The organism is Streptomyces sp. SKN60 (assembly GCF_026236535.1).
Lineage (GTDB): Bacteria > Actinomycetota > Actinomycetes > Streptomycetales > Streptomycetaceae > Streptomyces.
The window spans coordinates 195533-215193 of record NZ_JAHTMW010000003.1 but is presented as its reverse complement, the minus strand read 5'-3'; the positions used below and the strand labels follow the sequence as shown (position 1 = coordinate 215193).

Genomic DNA, 19661 nt, shown 5'->3' with positions numbered 1-19661 from the left:
CCGTTGGGGACGCCTGCTCGCTGCTGTCATCGTCCCGCCGCCCGCAGGCCCCCGCAATCGCTGCCGGACCGCACCGGGCGGCCCCGCCCCTATCCCGTCTCAGTCCGCCATCGCGATGTCCTCGTACGACTCCAGGCGCCGCCAGCGGTCCTCCGGGCCCCGCGAGGGCGGCATCAGATCCACGTCCGGCAGCGGCCCCAGCTCCAGTTCGGTGATCTCCGCGACGTCCGACACCGGCACCTGGTACGTGCGGAACGGGCCGAGCGGCGGCGGCGCGCCCGGGACCGCCCCGGCGAACGCCCGGTCCGCGTCCCGGCTCAGATCCGGGCTCTGGTCGAGCACGTACCCGGTCGCCGCCAGCGCCCCGTCCTGCATGAAGGCCGCGACCTTCCAGAAGCGCAGTGGCACCTGGATGCCCCGGTACGGCGGATCGGAGTCCTGGAGCACCGGCCCGGTCAGCACCACCAGCTTGCGGTCGAACGCCGCCGCGTGGTCGAGGAGATAGTTCTCCAGGCCCTGCCACAGCTGCTTGCCCTGGTTGAACACATCCGCCTGCGGCGCCGCGTTGGTGAAGTGGAAGGTGTCCGTGTTCGCCCGCCCCGCCACCGCCGCCGCGCCCCACACCGGGTCGAGCCGGCGCACCAGATGGCCCCGGTCCAGGCTGTTGTTCTTGTACACCTCCTCGCCCGCCTGCTGCTCGCGCGGGAGGCGCGGGTCGTAGAGCCAGACGTCGTCGCGCTCCACGTCGTCGAGCAGCTCGCCGCCCTCGATGCAGACGGCGGTCGACGCGGCGAGCCGCCGGTCCGGCCGGAACACCACGGTGAAGTGGGTGTACGGCAGGATCACCGTCTCCACCGACGCTCGGGCCGGCAGCGCGAGCGGCACCGCCGGGCCGAGGAAGCCCTCGTCGTAGCCGGTGCGGTCGGCGAGATCATGCCGGGAGTCGCTGGGGTTCATACGATGTAAGTACCGCGCGGACGAGGGTCGCCCACGGCACCGGACCCGCAGGCCACTCGAACAGACGCCCCCGGTGCCCCCTCCCCACGCCGTGAGGAGGCCTCCCATGCCCACCGGACTCTCCCTGCACGTCGGCCTCAACCGGGTCGACCCCGAACGCTACGACGGCTGGGACGGCACCCTCGTGGCCTGCGAGAACGACGCCCGCGACATGGCCCGCCTGGCTCGCGCCGCGGGTTTCACGGAGACCGTCCTGCTCACCCGCGAGGGCACCGTCGAGGGCGTCACCACTGCCCTGCGCGCGGCGGCCGAACGGCTCTCCGCCGGCGACATCCTGCTCTTCACCTACTCGGGCCACGGCGGCCAGGTGCCCGATGTCACCGGCCCCGACGACGAGCCCGACCGGCGCGACGAGACCCTGGTCCTCTACGACCGCCAGTTCCTCGACGACGAGGTCCACCAGGAGTTCCGCCGCTTCGACGACGGCGTACGGATCGTCACCCTTTTCGACTGCTGCCACAGCGGCAGCAGCGTCGAGCTCCCCGGCGGCGAGGCGACCACCGCCCGCTATCTGCCCGAGCCGCGGCAGATCGCGCTGTACGAGCGCGACCGCGTCTTCTACGACGATCTGCAGCGCTCCGTCGCCAAGGCCGCCGCGGTCACCGGCGACGGCCAGGGCCCGCCGGTGATCCTGATCTCCGCCTGCCAGGACAACCAGACCGCCGCCGACGGCCCGGTCAACGGCGCCTTCACCGAGGCGCTCCTGGAGGTCTGGGAGGACGGCGTCTTCCGCGGCGACTACCGCACCTTCCACCGGGCGATCCAGCGCAGGCTGCCGCCCACCCAGAGCCCCAACCTCTACACGACGGGAGCCCCCGCGCCGGCCTTCCTGGGCCAGCGCCCGTTCACGGTCTGAGCAGGGTCACACGCTCACGGTCGGAGCGCGGTGGCCAGCTGGGCGCGCGAGCGCACGTCCAGCTTCTGGTAGATCCGGGTCAGCCGCGCCTCGACCGTCTTCACGCTCAGATACAGCTTGGCCGCCGCCTCCTGGTTGCTGGCCCCCGAGCCCACCAGGCGGGCGAGCCGCAGCTCCGCCTCGGTCAGCGAGGCGAGCCCCGGCAGCGCGTCCTCGCCCACCGGGCCCTCGCCCCCCGGACCGGCCGGCGCCTCGCCGGCAAGCGCCAGCCACGGCGCCGCGCCCACCCGCTCGAACACCGCGGCCGCCGACTGCAGCGCCGCCTGCGCCGCCGAACGGCGCCGCCGCCGGCGCTCCACCCGGGCGAGCGCGATCAGCGCCCGGCCCCGCTCGACCGGCAGATCCGCCTCGCCGAACCGGGCCGCCGTCCCCGCGAGCAGCTCCGCCGCCGAGTCCGTGCGGCCCTCCGCCGCCAGACACAGCGCGTACGCCCGGTCGAAGCCGAGCAGCACCGTCGACCGGCCGAGCCGCTCGGCCACCGGCCGCACCTCGGCGAGCAGCGCCGTCGCCTCGTCCACCGCGTCGTGCGCGAGCAGCGCCTCCGCCAGCTCCTCGTGCCAGCGCAGCATCGACGGATCCACCGTCGACTGCGCCCGCTCGTTCGTCTCCACCCGGCGCAGCGTCTCCAGGGCCGCGCTCACGTCCCCGTTGACCAGCTGCACCCGGCCGAGGGCGTACAGGCTCCGGGACAGGAACACCCGGTCGCCCTCCTCCTCCGAGGCCTGCACACTGCGCCGCGCGTAGCTGGCCGCCCGGGCGAAGCTGCCGCCCGCGGTCTCGGCGAGCGCCAGCGCGTACCAGGCGGGACCCGGCGACAGGCCCGCCTCCAGGGTCAGCGCCAGCGACTGCCCGGCGTGCGCGAGCGCCGAGGCGCACGGACCGATCCGCGACTCGATCTCCGCGAGCGTGCTGAGGAGTTCGATCGCGTCCTCCACCGAACCCCGCCGCTGCACCAGCGGAAGGAGCGCGCCCAGCTGTGCCCGCGCGTCCGACAGGCGCCCGTCGAAGAGGGCGTGACGGATCGTCAGGATCTGGGCGGCGTTCCGGATCCCGGCCGGCCGCTCGGCCGTCTCCAGGGCCCGCGCCTGCGCGAGCACGGCCTCCGCGTCCGGCGCGCCGAGCGCCCGCTCCATCCGCGCCTGTACGGTCAGGGCCTGGGCGGCCGTACGGGGGTCGCCCATCGACGCGGCGAGCGCCGCCGACTCCATGGCGGCCGCCCGGGAACGCAGCGGATCGCCGTCCGCGAGCACGTACTTGATGGACAGCCGGAGCTGGACGGCGGCGCGCAGCGCGGTGTCGTCCTCGGAGTCCTCCATGGCGTGCACGTACATCTCGTCGAGGCCGGTGAGGCCCTGGCCCGCGGTGTCGAGGACGGCGAGCCGGGCCCGCACCCGGTCGGTGGGCGCCGCGTCCCGGGCCAGCAGGTCGGTCGCGGCGCGCATCGCGAGATCGGCGCGGGCCGCCCGCGCGGCCTCCTCGGCGGCGTCGACCAGGCGGGTGATCCGCTGCTGCCCGAGCCGGCCCGGCGTGGACTCGGCGGCGAGCAGGGCGAGTTCGGCGGCCAGCGCGCTGTTGCCGCGCCGCCGGGCGAGGTCCGCCGCCTCGGCGACCTCGGCGGCCAGCTCCTCGTCGGGCGCGTCGGTGGCGAGCGCCCGGTGCCGGACCGCCTCCACCGGGTCGTCCACGACCCCGGCCAGGGCGGCGTGGCCGGCGCTGCGCTCGGCCCAGCTCGCGTCGTGCACCAGGGTGGAGGGCAGCAGCCCGGCGGTGAAGGCGACCGTGCCGTCCTCGGACAGCGACACCAGACCGGCCCGCTCGGCCGCCGCGAGGTCGGCCTCCGCGTTCGGCCGCCCGGCCCGGCGCACCAGGGCGGCGTGCGGGCGCAGCGCGAGCGCGGCGAGCAGCAGCGTCGCGCGCACCTCGGACGGCGCCGCGCCGAGCAGCTGCCGGGCCAGGTCGCGGGCCCGGCCGGAGAGCGTCAGGGCCTCGGCGTGGTGCACCGGGGTGCGGGCGTCGGCCAGCGAGCGGCCCACGGCGAGCGCGAGCCGCGGGTTGCCGCCGCTCGCCTTGTGGATGCGGCCGGCCATCCGGGACGGCAGCCGGTGGTGGATGAGCAGTTCGGCGATCTCGTCGGCCTGCAGCGGCGGCACGAGCAGCACGTCCGCCTCCGAGGGCACCCAGAGCCGGGTGCCGTGCGGATCGGTCCCGGCGCCGCCGCCCGCGGCGGCGTCCGGGCCGGGGCCGGGGTCGTACGCCGCGTAGGCCTCGGGCGTCTCCACGCCGATCACCCGCAGCGCGGGCGGCGCCAGGTGAAGCGCGAAGCGGAGCAGGTCGGCGCTGTCCGCGTCGATGTGCTGCACGCCGTCGACCACCAGCAGCGCCGGGCCGCGCGCGGTGAGCGCGCGCAGGATCCCGGCGATGCCGAGACGCAGCGCGATCGGGTCCCAGCCGCCGTCCTCGGGCGGCGCCTCGCGGCACAGCATGGCCACGGCGGCCCGCTGCGGCCCGGGCAGCCCGTCGAAGACCCCGGAGGCGAGCACACCGATCCCGCCGACCGGCGCGTGCCCGCAGGAGCGGCGCCCGCCCGTGCCCGGGCCGTCGGCGTGGTCGCCGGGGCCGCGCTGGGCCGGGAGCTCGGCCGTGCGGGGCTCGCCGTCGCCGGGTGCCGCGCCCGGCTCCGTACCGCCGTGTGCGCCGTATGCGCCGTGTACGGGGTGTACGGGGTGTCCGGCGTCGTACGGGACGGTGGGCGGCTCTCCGGCGCCGGCGGCGGCCCCGGGGTGGGCCGGGCCCGGCCAGGTGACGGTGGCGGCCACGGAGGCGACGAGCGCGGCGGCGGCCGCGCCCGGTATGTCCCGGTCGGCGGGGAGGGTGGCCAGCCACAGCACCGTCTCGCCGCGCGCCTCGGCGCGGGCGGCGGCGGCCACGGCGACCTCGGTCTTGCCGACCCCGGCGGGACCGGTGAGCAGCGCGCGACCGCGAGCCTGCAGGACGCGTTCAAGGCGGCCGAGGAGTTCCTCCCGGCCCACCGGCGCAGGCCGGAGCGGCGCAGTCGTCATGTGTCCACCACCCTCCGGAGCTCGGGCCCTGCCCCATGAGCCCGTTGCGCAGAGAATACGGAGCGAGGCGGCTGAGTCCAGGCCCCTTGTCCGGCATACGGACAACCGGCTCCGGTGAGCCGTTCCCGCCCAACTGCCGGAAGCGCCCGTGGTGTAGACCACGGGCGCTTCGCTGACCAGCGACGATGCTGGTGTGTGGGGGGTGGTTCCGCGGCGATCCGACGAGCGGATCGGGTGGATCAGAAGGTCAGGCCCCAGGAGTCGATGTAGCCGGTGTCACCCGAGTACACGTCCCGGACCTGCAGCTTCCAGGTGCCGTTCGCGACCTCGCTCGACGCGTCCACGGTGTAGGTGGTGAGGACGTTGTCGGCGCCGTCGGACGACGAGGACTGCTTCAGGTTGCGCACGGTGCCATCCGGGGCGATCAGGTCGATGACCAGGTCGCCGCGGTAGGTGTGCTTGATGTCCACGGCGACCTTGAGGGCGGCGGGCGCGTTGCCGGTCAGACCGGTGACGGCGATCGAGGACGACACGGTGGTGTTGTCCGAGATCGTCACGTTGTTCGTGTTCGTGAAGACGGTGCCGGCCGGCGGGGTCGCGCCGGTGACCGCGTCCACCGTCTTGGCGGTGTCGGCGATGCCGGTTCCGCAGCCGCCGGTGCAGGTGCCGGGGAGCGGGCGGGCGTTGTTCTTGATCGCCGACTCGATCTCGGCCGGGGTCAGGGTCGACTTGGCCGACTTCAGGAGCGCGGCGAGACCGGCGATGTGCGGCGCCGCCATCGAGGTGCCCTGGTAGGGCTTGTAGGTCTCGGTCGACTGGGTCGTCAGGCCCGAGTTCAGCGTCGAGTAGATCGCGTTCTCGGGGGTGGTGACGGTGCCGGGCGTGTCGGTCGCGTTGCGGGTCTCGCCGCCGGGCGCGGCCACGTCCACGATGGAGCCGTAGTTGGAGTAGTACGACCGGGCGCCCGCGCGGTTGGTCGACGCCACGGTGATGACGCCGGAGCAGTTCGCGGGGGTGAAGCCGGAGGCGTTGGCGTTGCTGTTGCCCGCGGCGACGACGACGGTGGTGCCGCGCGAGACGGCGCCGTTGATCGCGGTCTGGTAGACGCTCGGGCAGGTGGAGCTCGCGCCGCCCAGGCTCATGTTGATGACCTTGGCCGGCGTCGGGTTGGCCGGGACGCCCGGCACGGAGCCGCCGGAGGCCCAGGTGATCGCGTCGGCGATGTCGGAGGACGAGCCGCCGCACTTGCCGAGCACGCGCACGGGCTGGATCTTCGCGTTGTACGCGATGCCCGCGATGCCCTTGGTGTTGTTGGTGACCGCGGCGATGGTGCCGGCCACGTGGGTGCCGTGCCAGGAGGAGTTCGAGGCGGTGGAGCCGGTGCCGCACTCGCCGTCGGTGGCGTTCCAGTCGCCCTCGTCCTTCGAGTCCGCGTCGCGGCCGTTGCCGTCGCGGGCGTCGGCGGCGGTGGAGATGAAGTCGTAACCGGAGACGACGTTCGTCGCCAGGTCCGAGTGGGCGGCGTAGCCGGTGTCGATCACGGCGACGGTGACGCCGGAACCGGTCGTCTTGTCCCAGGCGGTGGGGACGTTCATGCCGCCGGTGGGCTCGAAGAGGTCCCACTGCTTGGCGTAGTCGGTGTCGTTGGGCGTGACCGCCATCGGGTACGCGCGGATGTCCGGCTCCACCGAGGCGACCTGCGGGTCGGCCTTGAACGCGGCCATGACGTCGGCGACGTCCTGCTTGTCCGCGGACCCGCCGAGGTCGACGAGCGCGGCGCCGCCGGCGAGGCGGCGCTCGAAGGACAGCTTCTCGCCGGTGCGGGCGCCCTTGTCGGCGGCGTCGCTCTCGGCGGCGGAGTTCGAACCGGCCTCGGCGGCCGAGGACTTGTAGGTGACGATGACCTTCTCGACGGGCGCGCTGGGCAGCCCGGTCATCGCCTGCGAGGCCGGCGCGGCCGGCTTCGGGGAAGGAGCGGCCGGGACGGCGGCGAACGCCCCGGTGGTGGTGGCAGCGGCGCCGAGGATCGCGGCACTCGCGACCACCACGGATATGACTCTCCGCCTGGAACCGTTCAAGGTGTGGCCCTTTCGGAATTACGACGTGAGGGAGCAGTGGCGGCGGCGCGGGAACGTCGGCGCGAAGTGGGGTCGCGGTCCTTCGCTCCCTGGGCGTGGGGGCCCGTGCGCCGCCACCGGCGCGACGACCCGGGTCAAGGCCGTCCCCGGCGGACACCCGTCACCCGTCCTCATGCACCTGACAGGTGGAGGTGGGGAAAGAGCTGCCGGTGCGGCAGACAGTAGGGAACGCCGAGGTGAACTCGATACGGGGAAAACCCTTGTCGGGTTCAGGGGGAGGGTGGGGGAGGGTGCGGGGAAGGAAACCTGACGATTGCCCCGGGCAACAGGCCCCGGACCAGGGAGAACGCCCCCACGAGGGCGAACCGGTCCCCGGCCGGTGTCCGGCGCGGCCGGACGGAGGCGCTCCGCCCGGCCGTGGGCGGTTCAGCCCAGTTCGAGGGTTGTCACGCCGAACACCCGCTCTTGGGCGATCGGGCGGATCGGGCCCGTGTACATGCGGGCCGTTTCGAAGGTGGGGGTCAGGGCGCGGGAGAGGGCGAGGGGGGCGGCGGCGGGGTTGGACTCGGGCATGTCGACGGCGACGCGGGGGGAACCGAAGGCGCGGGCCTCCGTGGCGAGGGCGTCGAGGAGGGCGGACGCGTCGGCCGGGGTGTCGGCGAAGAGCGGGCCGATCCGGGCCTCCGACTCCGCCGGGCGGACCACGCCGTAGCCGCTGATCCGCCCGTCCGTGAGCCGGACCAGGGCCCGGTGTCCCGGGGTGCTCAGCCAGGGCGCCAGGAAGCTCGGGCGGTCGGCCGGATGGCACGCGCTGTCGTACGCGGCGAGCTCGGCCCGATCCACCCGCTCCGCCGCCACCACATCCGCCACCGGCCGCTCGGGCGGCGGGACTTCGCCCACGTAGCGGGCCGTGCGGTAGGCCGGGGCGAAGCCCGAGCGGCGGTAGTTGTCCTGCTGCGCGGGCACCCCGTCGAGCCCCACCGTCCGGTCGCCCGCGTGCGCGAGCGCGGTGCGCCAGGTCGCCAGACCGTGGCCGAGACCGCGCAGCTCCGGCCGTACCAGATAGAACCCGAGGAAGGAATACGCGTCGCTGTAGTTGACGACCGAGATCGCGGACACCGGCTCCCCGTCGATCCGCCCGACGAAGAAGCCCTCCGGGTCCTGCGCGAAGAACGCCCCGGCGTCCGCCGCACCCGGGTTCCAGCCCTCCTCGGCGCACCACTCGCGCACCAGGGCCCAGTCCTGGAGGGAGGCGCGGGAGACGTGGAGGGTCATGGGGGTCCCTTCGACGGCGGGCGAAGTGCGGGCGGTGGGGCGGCGGCCGAGCATAATCCCGCCGGCGGCCCCGCACGTTCCCCCGCCGTCGCTTTCCGGCCGCGCCGCCGCGCCGCCGCGCCCGCGTACCGACCGGCTCACCCCACCAGCCGCAGCGCCGTCTCCGCCACCCCCACCCGCACCGACTGACCCCACGTCAACTCCAGCGCGTCCGCCTCCATTCCGTCCCCGAAGGCCACGAGCCGGTCCGACTCCACGACCAGACCGAGCCGTTCGCCCGCGCCGAGCAGCCCCTCCACCCGCGCGGTGCCGGTGACCGGCGACGGCCAGGCCTCCCGTACCGTCCAGGCGAGCCGCGCGTCCGTCGCGGCGGGCAGCGGCAGGGCGCTGGCACGCTGCTGCCAGAGCGAGCGCAGCCAGCCGGTGGCGCCCGTACCCGTGCCGATGAGCACGCCCGACGAGGCCTGCGCCTCGGGCGCCGCCGACGGGGCGCGCAGCGTGTAGCGGGCGGTCTGGTGGCCCGGCGGGCCGATGTAGATCTCGTTGAGGGCGAGCAGCCGCTGCGCGTCGTCCGTGACGGCCTCCGCCATCGTGAGCAGGTCCGCGCCCGTCCGCGCCGCCGCGGCGCCCGCCGCCGACGGAAGCAGCCGGCGCGCGTCGCGCGGCCGGTGGCGGACCAGGACGCCCGGATTGCGCCCCGGATCGGCGTCGATCCCGACCACCGGCTGCCCGGTCAGATACTTGGCGACATTCGCCACCAGACCGTCCTGCCCGACCACCACGACCACGTCCTCCGGAACGAACAGGAACCGGTCCAGGTCCGCCCGCTCCACCCGGGCCTGCCGCCAGCGCAGCGGCACGGCCGCCGCGACCTCGGCGAGCGCCCGCCCGTTGCGCTCGTGCCGCTCCCGGACCTCGTCCACCGAGCGGCCCCGCGCGGCCAGTTGGAACGCGGCCTGCCCGTGCGTGCCGTGCCGGGCGAGCAACTCCTCGTACTCCGTGGTGCGGTGGACGAGCACCGCCCGCGGCGCCAGGCTCATGACCGCGCGCCCCCACCCCGGCTCTCACCGCTGCCGTCACCGCCGCCGCCGAGCTTCGCGAGCAGCCCGGTCACGACGTCCGGCGACAGCGTGAGGTTCTGGATCCTGGGCAGCTGCTCGGCCGCCCGGGTCGCGGCGAGCGCGTGCAGGGTCGCCGGGGCGACCTCGGCGTGCGCCCGCAGCCACGCCGCCTGCGCCTCGGCGCGCGCCGCGCCGACCTCCCGCGCCGCCTCCGCCTCCGCCCGCGCGAGCCGCACCGTGCGGGCGGCCTCGGCCTCGGCCCGTACCGCGTCGGCCGCCGCGCCCTCCTCCGCCTCGCGGCGGGCGTTGATGCCGCGCTGGTCGACCAGCCGCTCCTCCTGCCGGGCCAGCTCGATCTTGCTGGCCAGCTCGTTCTCGGCGATGGCGCGCTCGCGCTCGACGGCGACGGCCCGCCGCTCGTACGTCGCCCGGTCGGCCTCCTGCTGGATCTGCTCGCGCGCCGGGGTGCGCAGCGCGCGCTCGACCTCGGGTTCGGGGCGCAGCGCCACGACCCGTACCGCCACCACCTCGATGCCGGTCTCCGGCAGCCGCGGCTCGGCCGCGAGCCCGGCGGCCATCCGCTCGCGCACCGCGCCGACGCCGTCGACCAGCGCCTCGGCGAGCGGTATCCGGGCCAGCACGGCGAGCGCGTGCTGCTGCGCGGTCTCGGTGAGCAGCGTGCCGATCTGCTCCAGCGGGGTGCCGCGCCAGGCGCCGGTGTCCGGGTCGAGCGAGAAGTCGAGCCGGGTGGCGGCGGCCGCCGGGTCCCCGATCCGGTACGTGACGGTCGACTGGACGCTCACGTCCTGGAAGTCCGCGGTACGGGCGTGGAACGCCATGGCCAGCTCGCGGTCGTCGACCGGCACCTCGGACAGCGCGGCCGACAGCGAGCGGAACCAGAAGCTCAGCCCGGTCCCCTCGTGGACCAGCTTGCCGCCCCGGTGGTGGCGGACGTGCGCGGTGGGCGCGGACCGCAGATGGCGCCAGCCGGCCCGGCGGGTGATGTCGGCCATGATGAACCTCCCCTTGTCGTCGCATGGACGATAGGGGTGGGCGGTTCTTTTCGTCAACCTGACGAGATGGGTTCGGGGGCGGGGAGCGTGTCCGGTACGACGAGCAGCGGCGGCCCGTCGAGGAGTACGGGTTCGTCGCGCGGCTCCTGCGCGCGCTGCACCGGCACCGGCGTCGGCCCCGTGCCGCTGCCTGCGCCTGCGCCTGCGCCTGTGCCCGGGCCCGCGTCCGCACCCTCGGCCGCCGTACCGTCGGCGCCCGCGCCCCCGGCCCCCGCCCCGACGCCCGTCGTCAGCAGGACCACGCCGCGCGCCGCCACCAGCGCCGCCGCTGCGGCGACCGCCCAGCCCCAGACGCCCGCGCGGAAGGTCTCGCCGAGCAGGGCCACGCCGATGACCGCGGCGGCGGCCGGGTTGGAGAGGTTGACGACGGCGAGCGGGGCGGCGAGGCCGCCGCGGTAGGCGGACTGGGAGAGCAGCAGGCCGCCGGCGGCGAAGGCGGCGATCAGGACCGCGAGCAGTGCCGTCTGCCACCAGGCGGTGGGGCCGCCGGGCAGGTCGCGGGCGAGCGCGACGGTCAGGGTCTGGGTCAGCGCGGAGCCGACCGCCGAGGCCACCCCGGACGCCGTCGCGTGCCCGAGCCCCCGGCCCCGCTCCCGGCCGCCGGCCCCGGCCCGGCCGCGCGCGGCGAGCAGTCCGATGAGCAGCAGGGTCACGCCGGTGACGACCAGGGTCTCGCGCAGGTCGAGCGCCTCCTCCGGCGCGACCGGCCCGGTCACGGCCACCAGCCCGACCAGGCCCGCGAGGGTCCACAGCGCACCGCGCCACTCGATCCGCGAGACCCGCCGGTGTGCCCCGTACGCCCCGATCGGCAGCGCCGCCACCAGGGTCAGCGCGCCGAGCGGCTGGACGAGGGTGAGCGGTCCGTAGTGGAGGGCGGCGACGTGCGCCAGCGCGCCGGCGGCGTTCAGACCCACCGCCGACCACCACTGCGGGCGGCCGAGCAGCCGGCGCAGCGCGCCGCGCCCGCCGGCCGAGGCCGAGGCGAGACGCGACTGGGCGACGGCGGCGAGGGCGTAGCCGGCGGCCGAGACGAGGGAGAGCAGGACCGCGACGACCGTGCCGGCCGCCCCGCCCCCGGCGCTCATCGTGGCGCTCATCGGAGCGCTCCGGCGGCAGCGGCGGCGGTGACGGGAGTGCGCGGCACCGGCGGCCTCGCCTGGAGGTCGTCGTACGGCGGGCGGCGGCGCCGCACCGGTGCCGGTACGGCGAGCAGGGCGAGGCCGAGCAGCGCGGCGGCGACCAGCGCGTCGAACCAGTAGTGGTTGGCGGTGCCGACGATGACGAGCAGGGTGAGCAGCGGGTGCAGCAGCCAGAGCCAGCGGGCTCGGGTGCGGGTCGCGGCGATGATGCCGATCGCGACCATCAGGGCCCAGCCGAAGTGCAGCGAGGGCATCGCCGCGAACTGGTTCGCCATCGAGTCGGCCTCGGGCGTCGCGCCGTAGACGGAGGGGCCGTACACCCGCGCGGTGTCGACGAGCCCGCTCGCCGCGAGCATCCGGGGCGGCGCGAGCGGCAGCAGCAGGTGCAGCGCGAGCGCGGCGGCGGTGAGGAGGGCGAGCACCCGGCGGGACCAGAGGTAGTGGGCGGGCCGGCGCCAGTACAGCCAGCCGAGGAAGACCAGGGTGGCCGGGAAGTGCACGGCCGCGTAGTAGGTGTTCGCGGCCCGGATCAGCCCCTCGCCGTGCAGCAGCAGCTGCTGGACCGCGCCCTCGCCGGGCAGGTGCACGGCCCGCTCCAGGTCCCACACGCGGTCGGCGTTGTGGAAGGCCCGGGTCTCGTGCCCGTTCGCGAAGAGCCGGCCGAACTTGTAGACCAGGAACAGCGCCGTGACCAGCAACAGCTCGCGTACCAGCGGCGGCCGTCCGGGGGTAGCCGTCGGCCCCGGTCCTGCAGGACGTGTCTTTCGTATCCCGCGTATCCCGGTAGCCATGGCGCGGCCCCTTTTTCCGTCAATTCGGACAGCAAACGGAGTGACTGTAGATCCGATTTCATCGAGACGCAAGCGTATCGATACGTTTGCGTCTCGATTGTGCACCCCCTACTCTCGGATGTGCGGAAACCCATCCGCTGGGGTACGGGGTCTCCGGGAGGAAACCGATGTCCACGCACGCCGCGACCGCCGCCGCCCGCCGGGGCAAGCTCACCGCCGAGCGGGAGGCCGAGCTGTACGAGGCGGTCATCTGTCTGCTGCGCGAGGGCGGCTACGACTCCGTGACCATGGAGGGCGTCGCCGCCCGCACCAAATGCGGCAAGGCCACGCTCTACCGCCAGTGGGGCACCAAGCCCCGGCTCGTCACCGCCGCCCTGGACAAGGCCCGCTGCGCCGTCTTCACCGACATCGACACCGGCTCCCTCGTCGGCGACCTGCGCGAGGCGGCCCGGGTCGCCGCCTCCCGCCGCGAGCGCGACGCCGAGCTGATGGAGGCCGTCAGCCAGGCGTACATCCAGCACCCCGACCTGCGGGCCGCGCTCCGCGAGACCGTGATCGCCCCCGAGGTCGCCGCCCTCGACGCGATGCTCGGCCGGGGCGTCGAGCGCGGCGAGCTCGCCGCCGACAACCCCGCCATCGGCTTCGTCGCCCCCTGCTTCCTGGGCATGCTCCGCATCGAGCGCATCTTCGAGGACCGCTTCGCCGACGCCGCGACCATGCGCGTCTTCGTGGACGCGGTGCTGCTGCCGGCGCTCGGCGTGACGCAGGGCCCTGAGCCGGACGAGCCCGCCGAGGTGTGATCCCTCCCGCCGTCCGGCACCCTGAGGTCATGCCCCACGCCACACCAGACTCCTCCCGGCCGCCGGTCCGGGTCCGCGTCCGCCGGGTCTACGAGCCGCCCGAACCCGACGACGGACTGCGGGTGCTCGTCGACCGCCTCTGGCCGCGCGGCCTGGCGAAGGCCGACGCGCACCTCGACGAGTGGCCCAAGTCCCTGACCCCCTCGAACGAACTCCGGCGCTGGTACCACGGCCCCGACGGCGAGTTCGCGGAGTTCCGGCACCGTTACGAGCAGGAGCTCGCCGCCCCGGACGCCGCCGAGGCCCTCGCGCGGCTGCGCGCCCGCGCCGCCGAGGGGCCGGTCACCCTGCTCACCGCCGCCAAGGACCCCTCGGTCAGCCACACCGCCGTCCTCATGGAGGCCCTGGGCGCCCAGTGAGCGGCGCACGGGCGGGGCGACGTCCGCGCAGCTGACCCGACTCCCGGCCGGCCCGGTCCAACTCCGCGCCACGCCCGCCGCGTTCAGCCGCTGAGCCCGCGCAGCCGGGGCGCCTCCGCCACCGGATCCACCGCCCCGGCGCCGCCCGCCGCCCCGACCCGGGCGGCCAGCTCCCGCGCCCACGCGACGAGTCCGGCGACATCCACCCCGTACGTCTCCCCGCCCCCGTACCCGTCCCGTACGTACCCCTCGATCCGGCCGGCCCCGCGCAGCAACAACCGCGCCCCGCCCGTCGCGTTCCCCCGCGCCGCGTGCGTCAGCCCCACGGCCAGCTGGGCGAGCCCCTGCCACAGCTCCCGCTCGTCCTCCGGCCGCGCCTTCCAGGCGTCCTCGAACACCTCGTGGGCATGGAACGGCATCCCGGCGTCCAGCAAGCGCTGCGCCTCCCGCACCGCCTCCCCGGGCGTCCGCACCACCCCCTCCGGCTGCCGCGCGACCCCCTCCGCCCCGTACGCCAACGGCCGCCCGAGCCCGTCCCGCGGCCGACCGCTCCGCGCCCGCCCCGCCGCGTCCCGGTCCCTGCCCCGATCGCTGCCCCGATCCGTGTCCATCCCCCCATTCTCCGCCGCCGCGCGGCGGTGACCCCCCGTGTGCTGATCCACCCCGTGAAGTGAGGTAATGTTCTCTTGCACGCCGACACCGGGTCCGAACCCGGGACGGACGAGCACCGGGACGTGGCGCAGCTTGGTAGCGCACTTGACTGGGGGTCAAGGGGTCGCAGGTTCAAATCCTGTCGTCCCGACTCGAAGGAGTCGCAGTTCAGGGGCCGTTTCAGAGAGATCTGAAACGGCCCCTGACTGGTATTCGGGGGCCGGTCGCAGGCGGGTCAGGACTTCGGGACGGTGTTGATGTAGTCGGTGCCGGCGCCGTGGAAGCCGTCCACCGTCTTCTGGAGGTCCGCCGGGGAGACGGCCTCGTCGGCCTTGTAGTAGACCCAGTCGACCTTCATGTCCCAGGTGCGCGGGCCGCCGGTGAAGGGGAGGTCGATGAGCCAGTTGCTGAAGTGGATGTCCATCTGCTCGCGCGGGACGTACTTGCCGGAGCTGGTGAAGAGCTTCTCGCCGTCCAGGGAGTAGACGACCTTGCCGTCCATGGCGGTGATCATCATGGTGTGCCAGCCCTTGAGGCTCCGCTTGAGGGTGTGGTGGACCCGGTCCGGCGGGTCGGCCTTGTACCAGCTGACGTTGTCGAGCTGCGGACCCACCGAACCCCAGCCGCCGTTCGGCAGGTACTCGAAGTCGAGTTCGCTGTAGTTCTCCGAGGAGTCCGCGGGGGAGATCGGGAAGAAGGTCTGGACGACGTGGTCGCCGTCGCGTCCGTTCACGGGCTTGTCGCTGAGGTGGACCCGGGCGGCGAAGGTTCCCTCGAAGAAGTTCCGGCTCGTGGTCTGCACCTCGACCTGCGTGGTGCCCTGCGCGGTGCCGTCGGTGGCGGAGCGCAGCCGTAGGACCTTGCCCCCCTCGGCCGTCGGGTCGGTGGGGAAGGCGGCGCCGTCGGCGCTCCAGGTGTCCTTGATCCCCGGGCCGCCCCCGCCGGTACGGATCTCCCAGCCGTGCTCGGCGAGGGAAGGGTCGTCGGCGCCGGTGTAGTCGAAGTCGTCGAACAGGGTTCCCGGCGGTCCGGTGGGCGTCGGCGAGGCGTCCCGCGCGGGCGCGGCGGCGTCGGCGGCGCCCCCACCGGCCGCGGGGTCGGCGGAACACGCGGCGAGTGCGCACAGGAGGGCGGGCAGCGTGAGCGCGGTCCTCGCGCGGCGGCGAGAGGTGCGGCGGCGGGGCTGGCTCACACGGGCTCCTTGGGGCGTTTCGGGGCGTAGCGGCGGTGTCTGGACACGCCTGTTACATGGGGATCGATCGCTGATCGCGTGAATCGAGCGGTCATCCTAGCGAAGGTTTCAAGCCAACCCGCTTGGCGCTCGTGGCCCCGCCAACCGGGTGTCCGGGCACGCCCGTCGACATACCGATCCGGTTACGACGCTCGATTGGAACATGTCAAATAGGTACATCACGCACTAATCGATGCGGGTCGTGCGCTACGGTCCGCTCTACGCTTCACCGGTCTCCACACCCTGCACAAAAAGGCCACAAATGATGCGCCAAGCCACCACATACTCCGGGCGCGGATCGATCCACCCGGCACAGCCCGGAGTGGCTGAATCGCATCAGGAGGAGCCAGCTCCGGCACCGGTGTTCGTCGACCAGTCGGGTCTGCGCAGCCGTCGCTTCCGGCGCTTCGGCTGGCCGGTCTCCGTGGTCGGCGCGATCCTGGCGGCCGCCATGGGCAGCAGCCTGATCGGCATGCAGTCGGACGCCCCGGCGATGGGGATACCGCCGAAGCCCTCGTACCTGCCCCCCAGGGGGCCCCTGTCGCCCGCCCTGCCCTAGCGGGCGCGGTCCGTGGCACCCCACCCGACAAGTCCGGCCGTTCCGCCGGACACCGAGACATTCTCTGACCCTGACATGCCGTGACCCTCGTGTCGCGCGAAGCAACGCCTGTGGGCCGCCCGGGCGTGCCTGATCGTCCGCACCACCCCTCTCCAGGAGCGCCCTTGTCCCGCCACCAGCGTCGTCGGCAGTCCCTGCTGAGGCCGCGCCGACTGGCTGCCCCGCCGCTGCGCTTCTTCATGCCGCTGTCCCTGCTGGCCTGCCTGCTCGCGCTCCTCGTCCTGCGCGGCCTCGCCACCAACGAGGCCTTCCACGACACCCGGATCGCGACCTCGGTCGACAAGACGACCGTGCCGCAGAACCTGCTCAAGGGCGGCCCGGTCATCGACGCGCGCGGCGCCAAGAACGAGCGCCCGGTGAGCTATCGGATCCCCGACCACACCGTGGTCCTGAGCTTCGACGACGGCCCCTCGCCCGAGTGGACCCCGAAGATCCTGGACGTGCTCGCGGCCCACGATGTCCGCGCGGACTTCTTCGTGACCGGCGCGATGACCACGCGCCACCCGGAGCTGATCCGGCAGATCGTCGCGGGCGGCCACGAGATCGGCGTGCACACCTTCACCCACCCCGATCTCGCGTACCAGTCCCACGCCCGGATCAGCTGGGAGCTGGCGCAGACGCAGCTGGCGCTGGCCGGCGTCGCGGGCGTCCACAGCGCGCTGTTCCGCCCGCCGTACTCCTCCGACGCCTCGGCGCTCGACGACTGGAACTACCCGGTGATCAAGTACGTGGGCTCCCACGGCTACCTCACCGCGTTCATCGACCGCGACACCGACGACTGGAAGCGTCCCGGGGTCGACGAGATCGTCAGGGCGGCGATGCCGCGCAAGCCCGGCGCGGGCGAGCTGATCCTGCTGCACGACGCGGGTGGCGACCGTGCCGAGACCCTCGCCGCGCTCGAGCGGATCATCGTGAAGCTGCAGGGCGAGGGGTACCGCTTCGCCACCGTCTCCGAGGCGCTCGGCGCCACCAACGCCACTGTGCCGGTGCACGGCTACCAGCTGTGGGCGGGCAAGTGCTTCATCTGGGCCAGCAAGGCCGCCGTGCTCACCCTGCCGGTCCTTGTCGCGCTCCTCGCCGTCGTCGGCTTCCTCAACTTCGGCCGGTTCGCGCTGATGCTGGTCCTCGCACCGCTGCACGCCCGGCGCTCCCGGCGGCGGGACGCGTGGGGACCACCCGTCTACGAGCCGGTCACCGTGCTCGTCCCGGCCTACAACGAGCGCGAGTGCATCGCGAACACCCTCAACTCCCTGATCGTCAGTGACCATCCGATCGAGGTGATCGTCATCGACGACGGCTCCACGGACGGCACCGCGGACATCGTCGAGGAGCTGAACCTGCCGTTCGTCCGGCTGATCCGCAAGGTCAACGGCGGAAAGTCCAGCGCGCTCAACGCCGGCATCGCGGCCGCGTCGCACGACATCGTCGTGATGATGGACGGCGACACCGTCTTCGAGCCGTCCACCGTGCGCGAACTGGTCCAGCCCTTCGGCGACCCGCGGATCGGCGCGGTCGCGGGCAACGCCAAGGTCGGCAACCGCGAGAGCCTGATCGGTGCCTGGCAGCACATCGAATACGTCCTCGGCCACAACCTGGACCGCCGGATGTACGACATGCTCAACGTCATCCCGACCATCCCCGGCGCGGTCGGCGCCTTCCGCAAGGAGGCCCTGCGGCAGGCCGGCGGGATGAGCGACGACACCCTCGCCGAGGACACCGACATCACCATGGCGGTGCTCTGCGACGGCTGGCGGATCGTCTACGCCGAGCGCGCCCGCGCCTGGACCGAGGCCCCCGCCAGCCTCCAGCAGCTCTGGTCCCAGCGGTACCGCTGGAGCTACGGCTCCATGCAGGCGATGTGGAAGCACCGCCGCGCCGTGACCTCCCGCGGCCCGGCCGGGCGCTTCGGCCGGATCGGGCTGCCGCTCGTCGTGATGTTCGGCGTGGTCGCCCCGCTGCTCGCGCCGCTGGTCGACATGTTCCTGCTGTACGGCATCCTCTTCGCGGACGCCCCGATCACCCTCGCCAGCTGGGGCGGCTTCATCCTGCTCCAGGGCGTGCTGTCCTGGTACGCCTTCCGGCTCGACGGCGAGAAGCCCCTGCACCTGATCAGCCTGCCGATCCAGCAGCTGGTCTACCGGCAGCTGATGTACATCGTCCTGTTGCAGTCCGCGATCACGGCGCTGACCGGTGGCCGACTGCGCTGGCAGAAGCTCCGGCGCACCGGCGAGGTCGCCGCACCCGTGGAGGCCTGACCATGACCACATCCTTCGGGTACCGGGGCACCCAGGACACCGTGCAGCTGCGCATCCCCGCCGTTCTGCGACCCGAGCCCGAGCCGGAGCCGAAGTCGGATCCCACGGCACCGTCCGCGCGCAAGGGCGGCCGGGACCGCTATCTCGACCTGCTGCGCGCGCTGGCGCTGGTGCGCGTGGTGTTCTACCACAACTTCGGCTGGTTCTGGCTGCCCATCGTCTTCCCGTCGATGGGTGTGATGTTCGCGCTGGCCGGGTCGCTGATGGCGCGCTCGCTCAGTCGGCCCGCCCTCGGCGTCATCCGGGGCCGGCTGCGCCGACTGCTGCCGCCGATGTGGCTGTTCGGCGCGGTCATGCTCACCCTCGAGCTCGCCGACGGCTGGGGGCCCGACGCCGAGGGGCACCCCGACTGGTGGTGGGGCAAGCTGCTGTTCTGGCTCGTGCCGCTGAGCACTCCGCCGTACGCCGAGTCGCTCGACGGCTTCGACCATCTCGTGGGGCACAGCTGGGCGGTGCAGGTCATCGTCCCGCTCTGGTACCTCCGCGCCTACCTCTGGTACGTCCTAATGTCACCGCTGCTGCTGTGGGCGCTGCGCCGGGCGCCGGTGGTCACGCTGTCCGCGCCGATCGCGCTGACGATCGTCATGCACACGTTCTTCGCCGACCAGGAGTTCATCTACGCCCGGGTCTGGGAGACCGCCAGCGACTTCGCCATGTTCGGCTCCTGCTGGATCCTCGGCATGGCTCACCAGGAGGGCCTGCTCAAGAAGATCCCGCAGTACGTCGTGCCGTCCGTCGCGCCGCTGATCATGGTGGCCGGCTGGTGGTACCTGCAGACCCGGCCGGTCGATCCGACCGTGCCCACCGACATCGAGAGCTGGCCGATAGCCCAGGCCCTGTGGTCCTTCGGCTTCGTCGCCATCCTGCTCCACGTCAGTCCCTCCTGGGACCAGTGGCCCCGCCCGCTGGAACGCTGGAACGGCCTGATCAGCCTGCTCAACTCACGCGCCGTCAGCGTCTACCTCTGGCACGAGACCGCGCTGGTGGCCGCCATCCCGCTGATCGACCCCCTCTGGTCCGTCGGCTTCTTCTACGAGCACGGCCAGTGGCTGCTGACCAGCCAGTGGTTCCCGCTGCTTGTGGCGATCCCCCTGACCGGCCTCCTTGTGCTGACCTTCGGCTGGGTCGAGGACGTGGCCGCGAAGCGCCCCCCGCGGCTCTTCCCGTACCCGCGCCGCGTGCGGGGCAGGCGCCGGGCGGGCGCCTGACGGGGGCCT

Annotated in this window: 16 protein-coding genes and 1 tRNA gene; 7 read left to right on the top strand and 10 right to left on the bottom strand. The window is 73.9% G+C overall.

Annotation, left to right across the window (positions count from 1 at the left end):
- Positions 1 to 99: 99 nt before the first annotated feature.
- Entirely contained in the window at positions 100 to 957 is an 858-nt protein-coding gene (locus KV205_RS06895) for a DNA/RNA non-specific endonuclease (protein WP_265863027.1), read from the bottom strand.
- Positions 958 to 1063: 106 nt separating this feature from the next.
- Here KV205_RS06895 and KV205_RS06890 point away from each other — a divergent pair, with 106 nt between their 5' ends.
- Positions 1064 to 1873, top strand: coding sequence for a caspase family protein (locus tag KV205_RS06890; RefSeq protein WP_265863026.1), 810 nt, complete (start codon positions 1064 to 1066; stop codon positions 1871 to 1873).
- Positions 1874 to 1887: 14 nt separating this feature from the next.
- Here KV205_RS06890 and KV205_RS06885 read toward each other — a convergent pair whose 3' ends face one another.
- The 7 genes from KV205_RS06885 to KV205_RS06855 form a co-directional block, all read right to left on the bottom strand.
- Positions 1888 to 4992, bottom strand: coding sequence for a helix-turn-helix transcriptional regulator (locus KV205_RS06885; protein ID WP_265863024.1), 3105 nt, complete (start codon positions 4990 to 4992; stop codon positions 1888 to 1890).
- 239 nt (positions 4993 to 5231) lie between these two features.
- Complete coding sequence (locus KV205_RS06880) at positions 5232 to 6929, bottom strand: S8 family serine peptidase (RefSeq protein WP_265863294.1); 1698 nt, start codon at positions 6927 to 6929, stop codon at positions 5232 to 5234.
- A 567-nt stretch (positions 6930 to 7496) separates the two neighbouring features.
- A complete protein-coding gene (locus KV205_RS06875; protein WP_265863022.1) occupies positions 7497 to 8345 on the bottom strand; it encodes a GNAT family N-acetyltransferase in 849 nt (282 codons plus the stop codon).
- Positions 8346 to 8482: 137 nt separating this feature from the next.
- Positions 8483 to 9385: a hypothetical protein gene (locus tag KV205_RS06870; protein WP_265863020.1), complete on the bottom strand. Its 903-nt coding sequence runs from the start codon at positions 9383 to 9385 to the stop codon at positions 8483 to 8485.
- Positions 9382 to 10419 (bottom strand): SPFH domain-containing protein, encoded by a 1038-nt coding sequence (locus tag KV205_RS06865; protein WP_265863018.1) that lies wholly within the window; start codon positions 10417 to 10419, stop codon positions 9382 to 9384. The genes KV205_RS06870 and KV205_RS06865 overlap by 4 nt, the downstream gene beginning before the upstream one ends.
- Positions 10420 to 10472: 53 nt before the next feature.
- Entirely contained in the window at positions 10473 to 11576 is a 1104-nt protein-coding gene (locus KV205_RS06860; RefSeq protein ID WP_265863017.1) for a DMT family transporter, read from the bottom strand.
- Entirely contained in the window at positions 11573 to 12409 is an 837-nt protein-coding gene (locus tag KV205_RS06855) for a phosphatase PAP2 family protein (protein ID WP_265863015.1), read from the bottom strand. The genes KV205_RS06860 and KV205_RS06855 overlap by 4 nt, the downstream gene beginning before the upstream one ends.
- 167 nt (positions 12410 to 12576) lie before the next feature.
- Between KV205_RS06855 and KV205_RS06850 the strand changes: the two genes are divergently transcribed.
- A complete protein-coding gene (locus tag KV205_RS06850) occupies positions 12577 to 13209 on the top strand; it encodes a TetR/AcrR family transcriptional regulator (RefSeq protein WP_265863014.1) in 633 nt (210 codons plus the stop codon).
- 29 nt (positions 13210 to 13238) lie between these two features.
- On the top strand, positions 13239 to 13628 hold the full coding sequence (locus KV205_RS06845) for a DUF488 domain-containing protein (RefSeq protein ID WP_265863012.1): 390 nt from the start codon (positions 13239 to 13241) through the stop codon (positions 13626 to 13628).
- An 83-nt stretch (positions 13629 to 13711) separates the two neighbouring features.
- On the opposite strand, the gene KV205_RS06840 is transcribed toward KV205_RS06845, so the two are convergent.
- Entirely contained in the window at positions 13712 to 14239 is a 528-nt protein-coding gene (locus KV205_RS06840) for a DUF309 domain-containing protein (RefSeq protein WP_265863002.1), read from the bottom strand.
- A 117-nt stretch (positions 14240 to 14356) separates the two neighbouring features.
- Between KV205_RS06840 and KV205_RS06835 the strand changes: the two genes are divergently transcribed.
- Positions 14357 to 14430, top strand: a tRNA-Pro gene (locus KV205_RS06835).
- An 84-nt stretch (positions 14431 to 14514) separates the two neighbouring features.
- Here KV205_RS06835 and KV205_RS06830 read toward each other — a convergent pair.
- The gene (locus KV205_RS06830; RefSeq protein ID WP_265863000.1) at positions 14515 to 15471 is read right to left on the bottom strand and encodes a glycoside hydrolase family 16 protein; all 957 of its coding nucleotides are present in this window, start codon (positions 15469 to 15471) and stop codon (positions 14515 to 14517) included.
- Between the two features lie 361 nt (positions 15472 to 15832).
- On the opposite strand from KV205_RS06830, the gene KV205_RS06825 reads away from it, so the two are divergent.
- The 3 genes from KV205_RS06825 (at position 15833) to KV205_RS06815 (ending at position 19652) form a co-directional block, all read left to right on the top strand.
- Positions 15833 to 16069 carry a hypothetical protein gene (locus KV205_RS06825; protein WP_265862998.1) on the top strand — a complete coding sequence of 79 codons (237 nt, stop codon included), beginning with the start codon at positions 15833 to 15835 and terminating at the stop codon, positions 16067 to 16069.
- 164 nt (positions 16070 to 16233) lie between these two features.
- Positions 16234 to 18384 carry a bifunctional polysaccharide deacetylase/glycosyltransferase family 2 protein gene (locus KV205_RS06820; RefSeq protein WP_374214638.1) on the top strand — a complete coding sequence of 717 codons (2151 nt, stop codon included), beginning with the start codon at positions 16234 to 16236 and terminating at the stop codon, positions 18382 to 18384.
- Positions 18385 to 18386: 2 nt separating this feature from the next.
- Complete coding sequence (locus tag KV205_RS06815; protein ID WP_265862997.1) at positions 18387 to 19652, top strand: acyltransferase; 1266 nt, start codon at positions 18387 to 18389, stop codon at positions 19650 to 19652.
- Positions 19653 to 19661 lie beyond the last annotated feature (9 nt).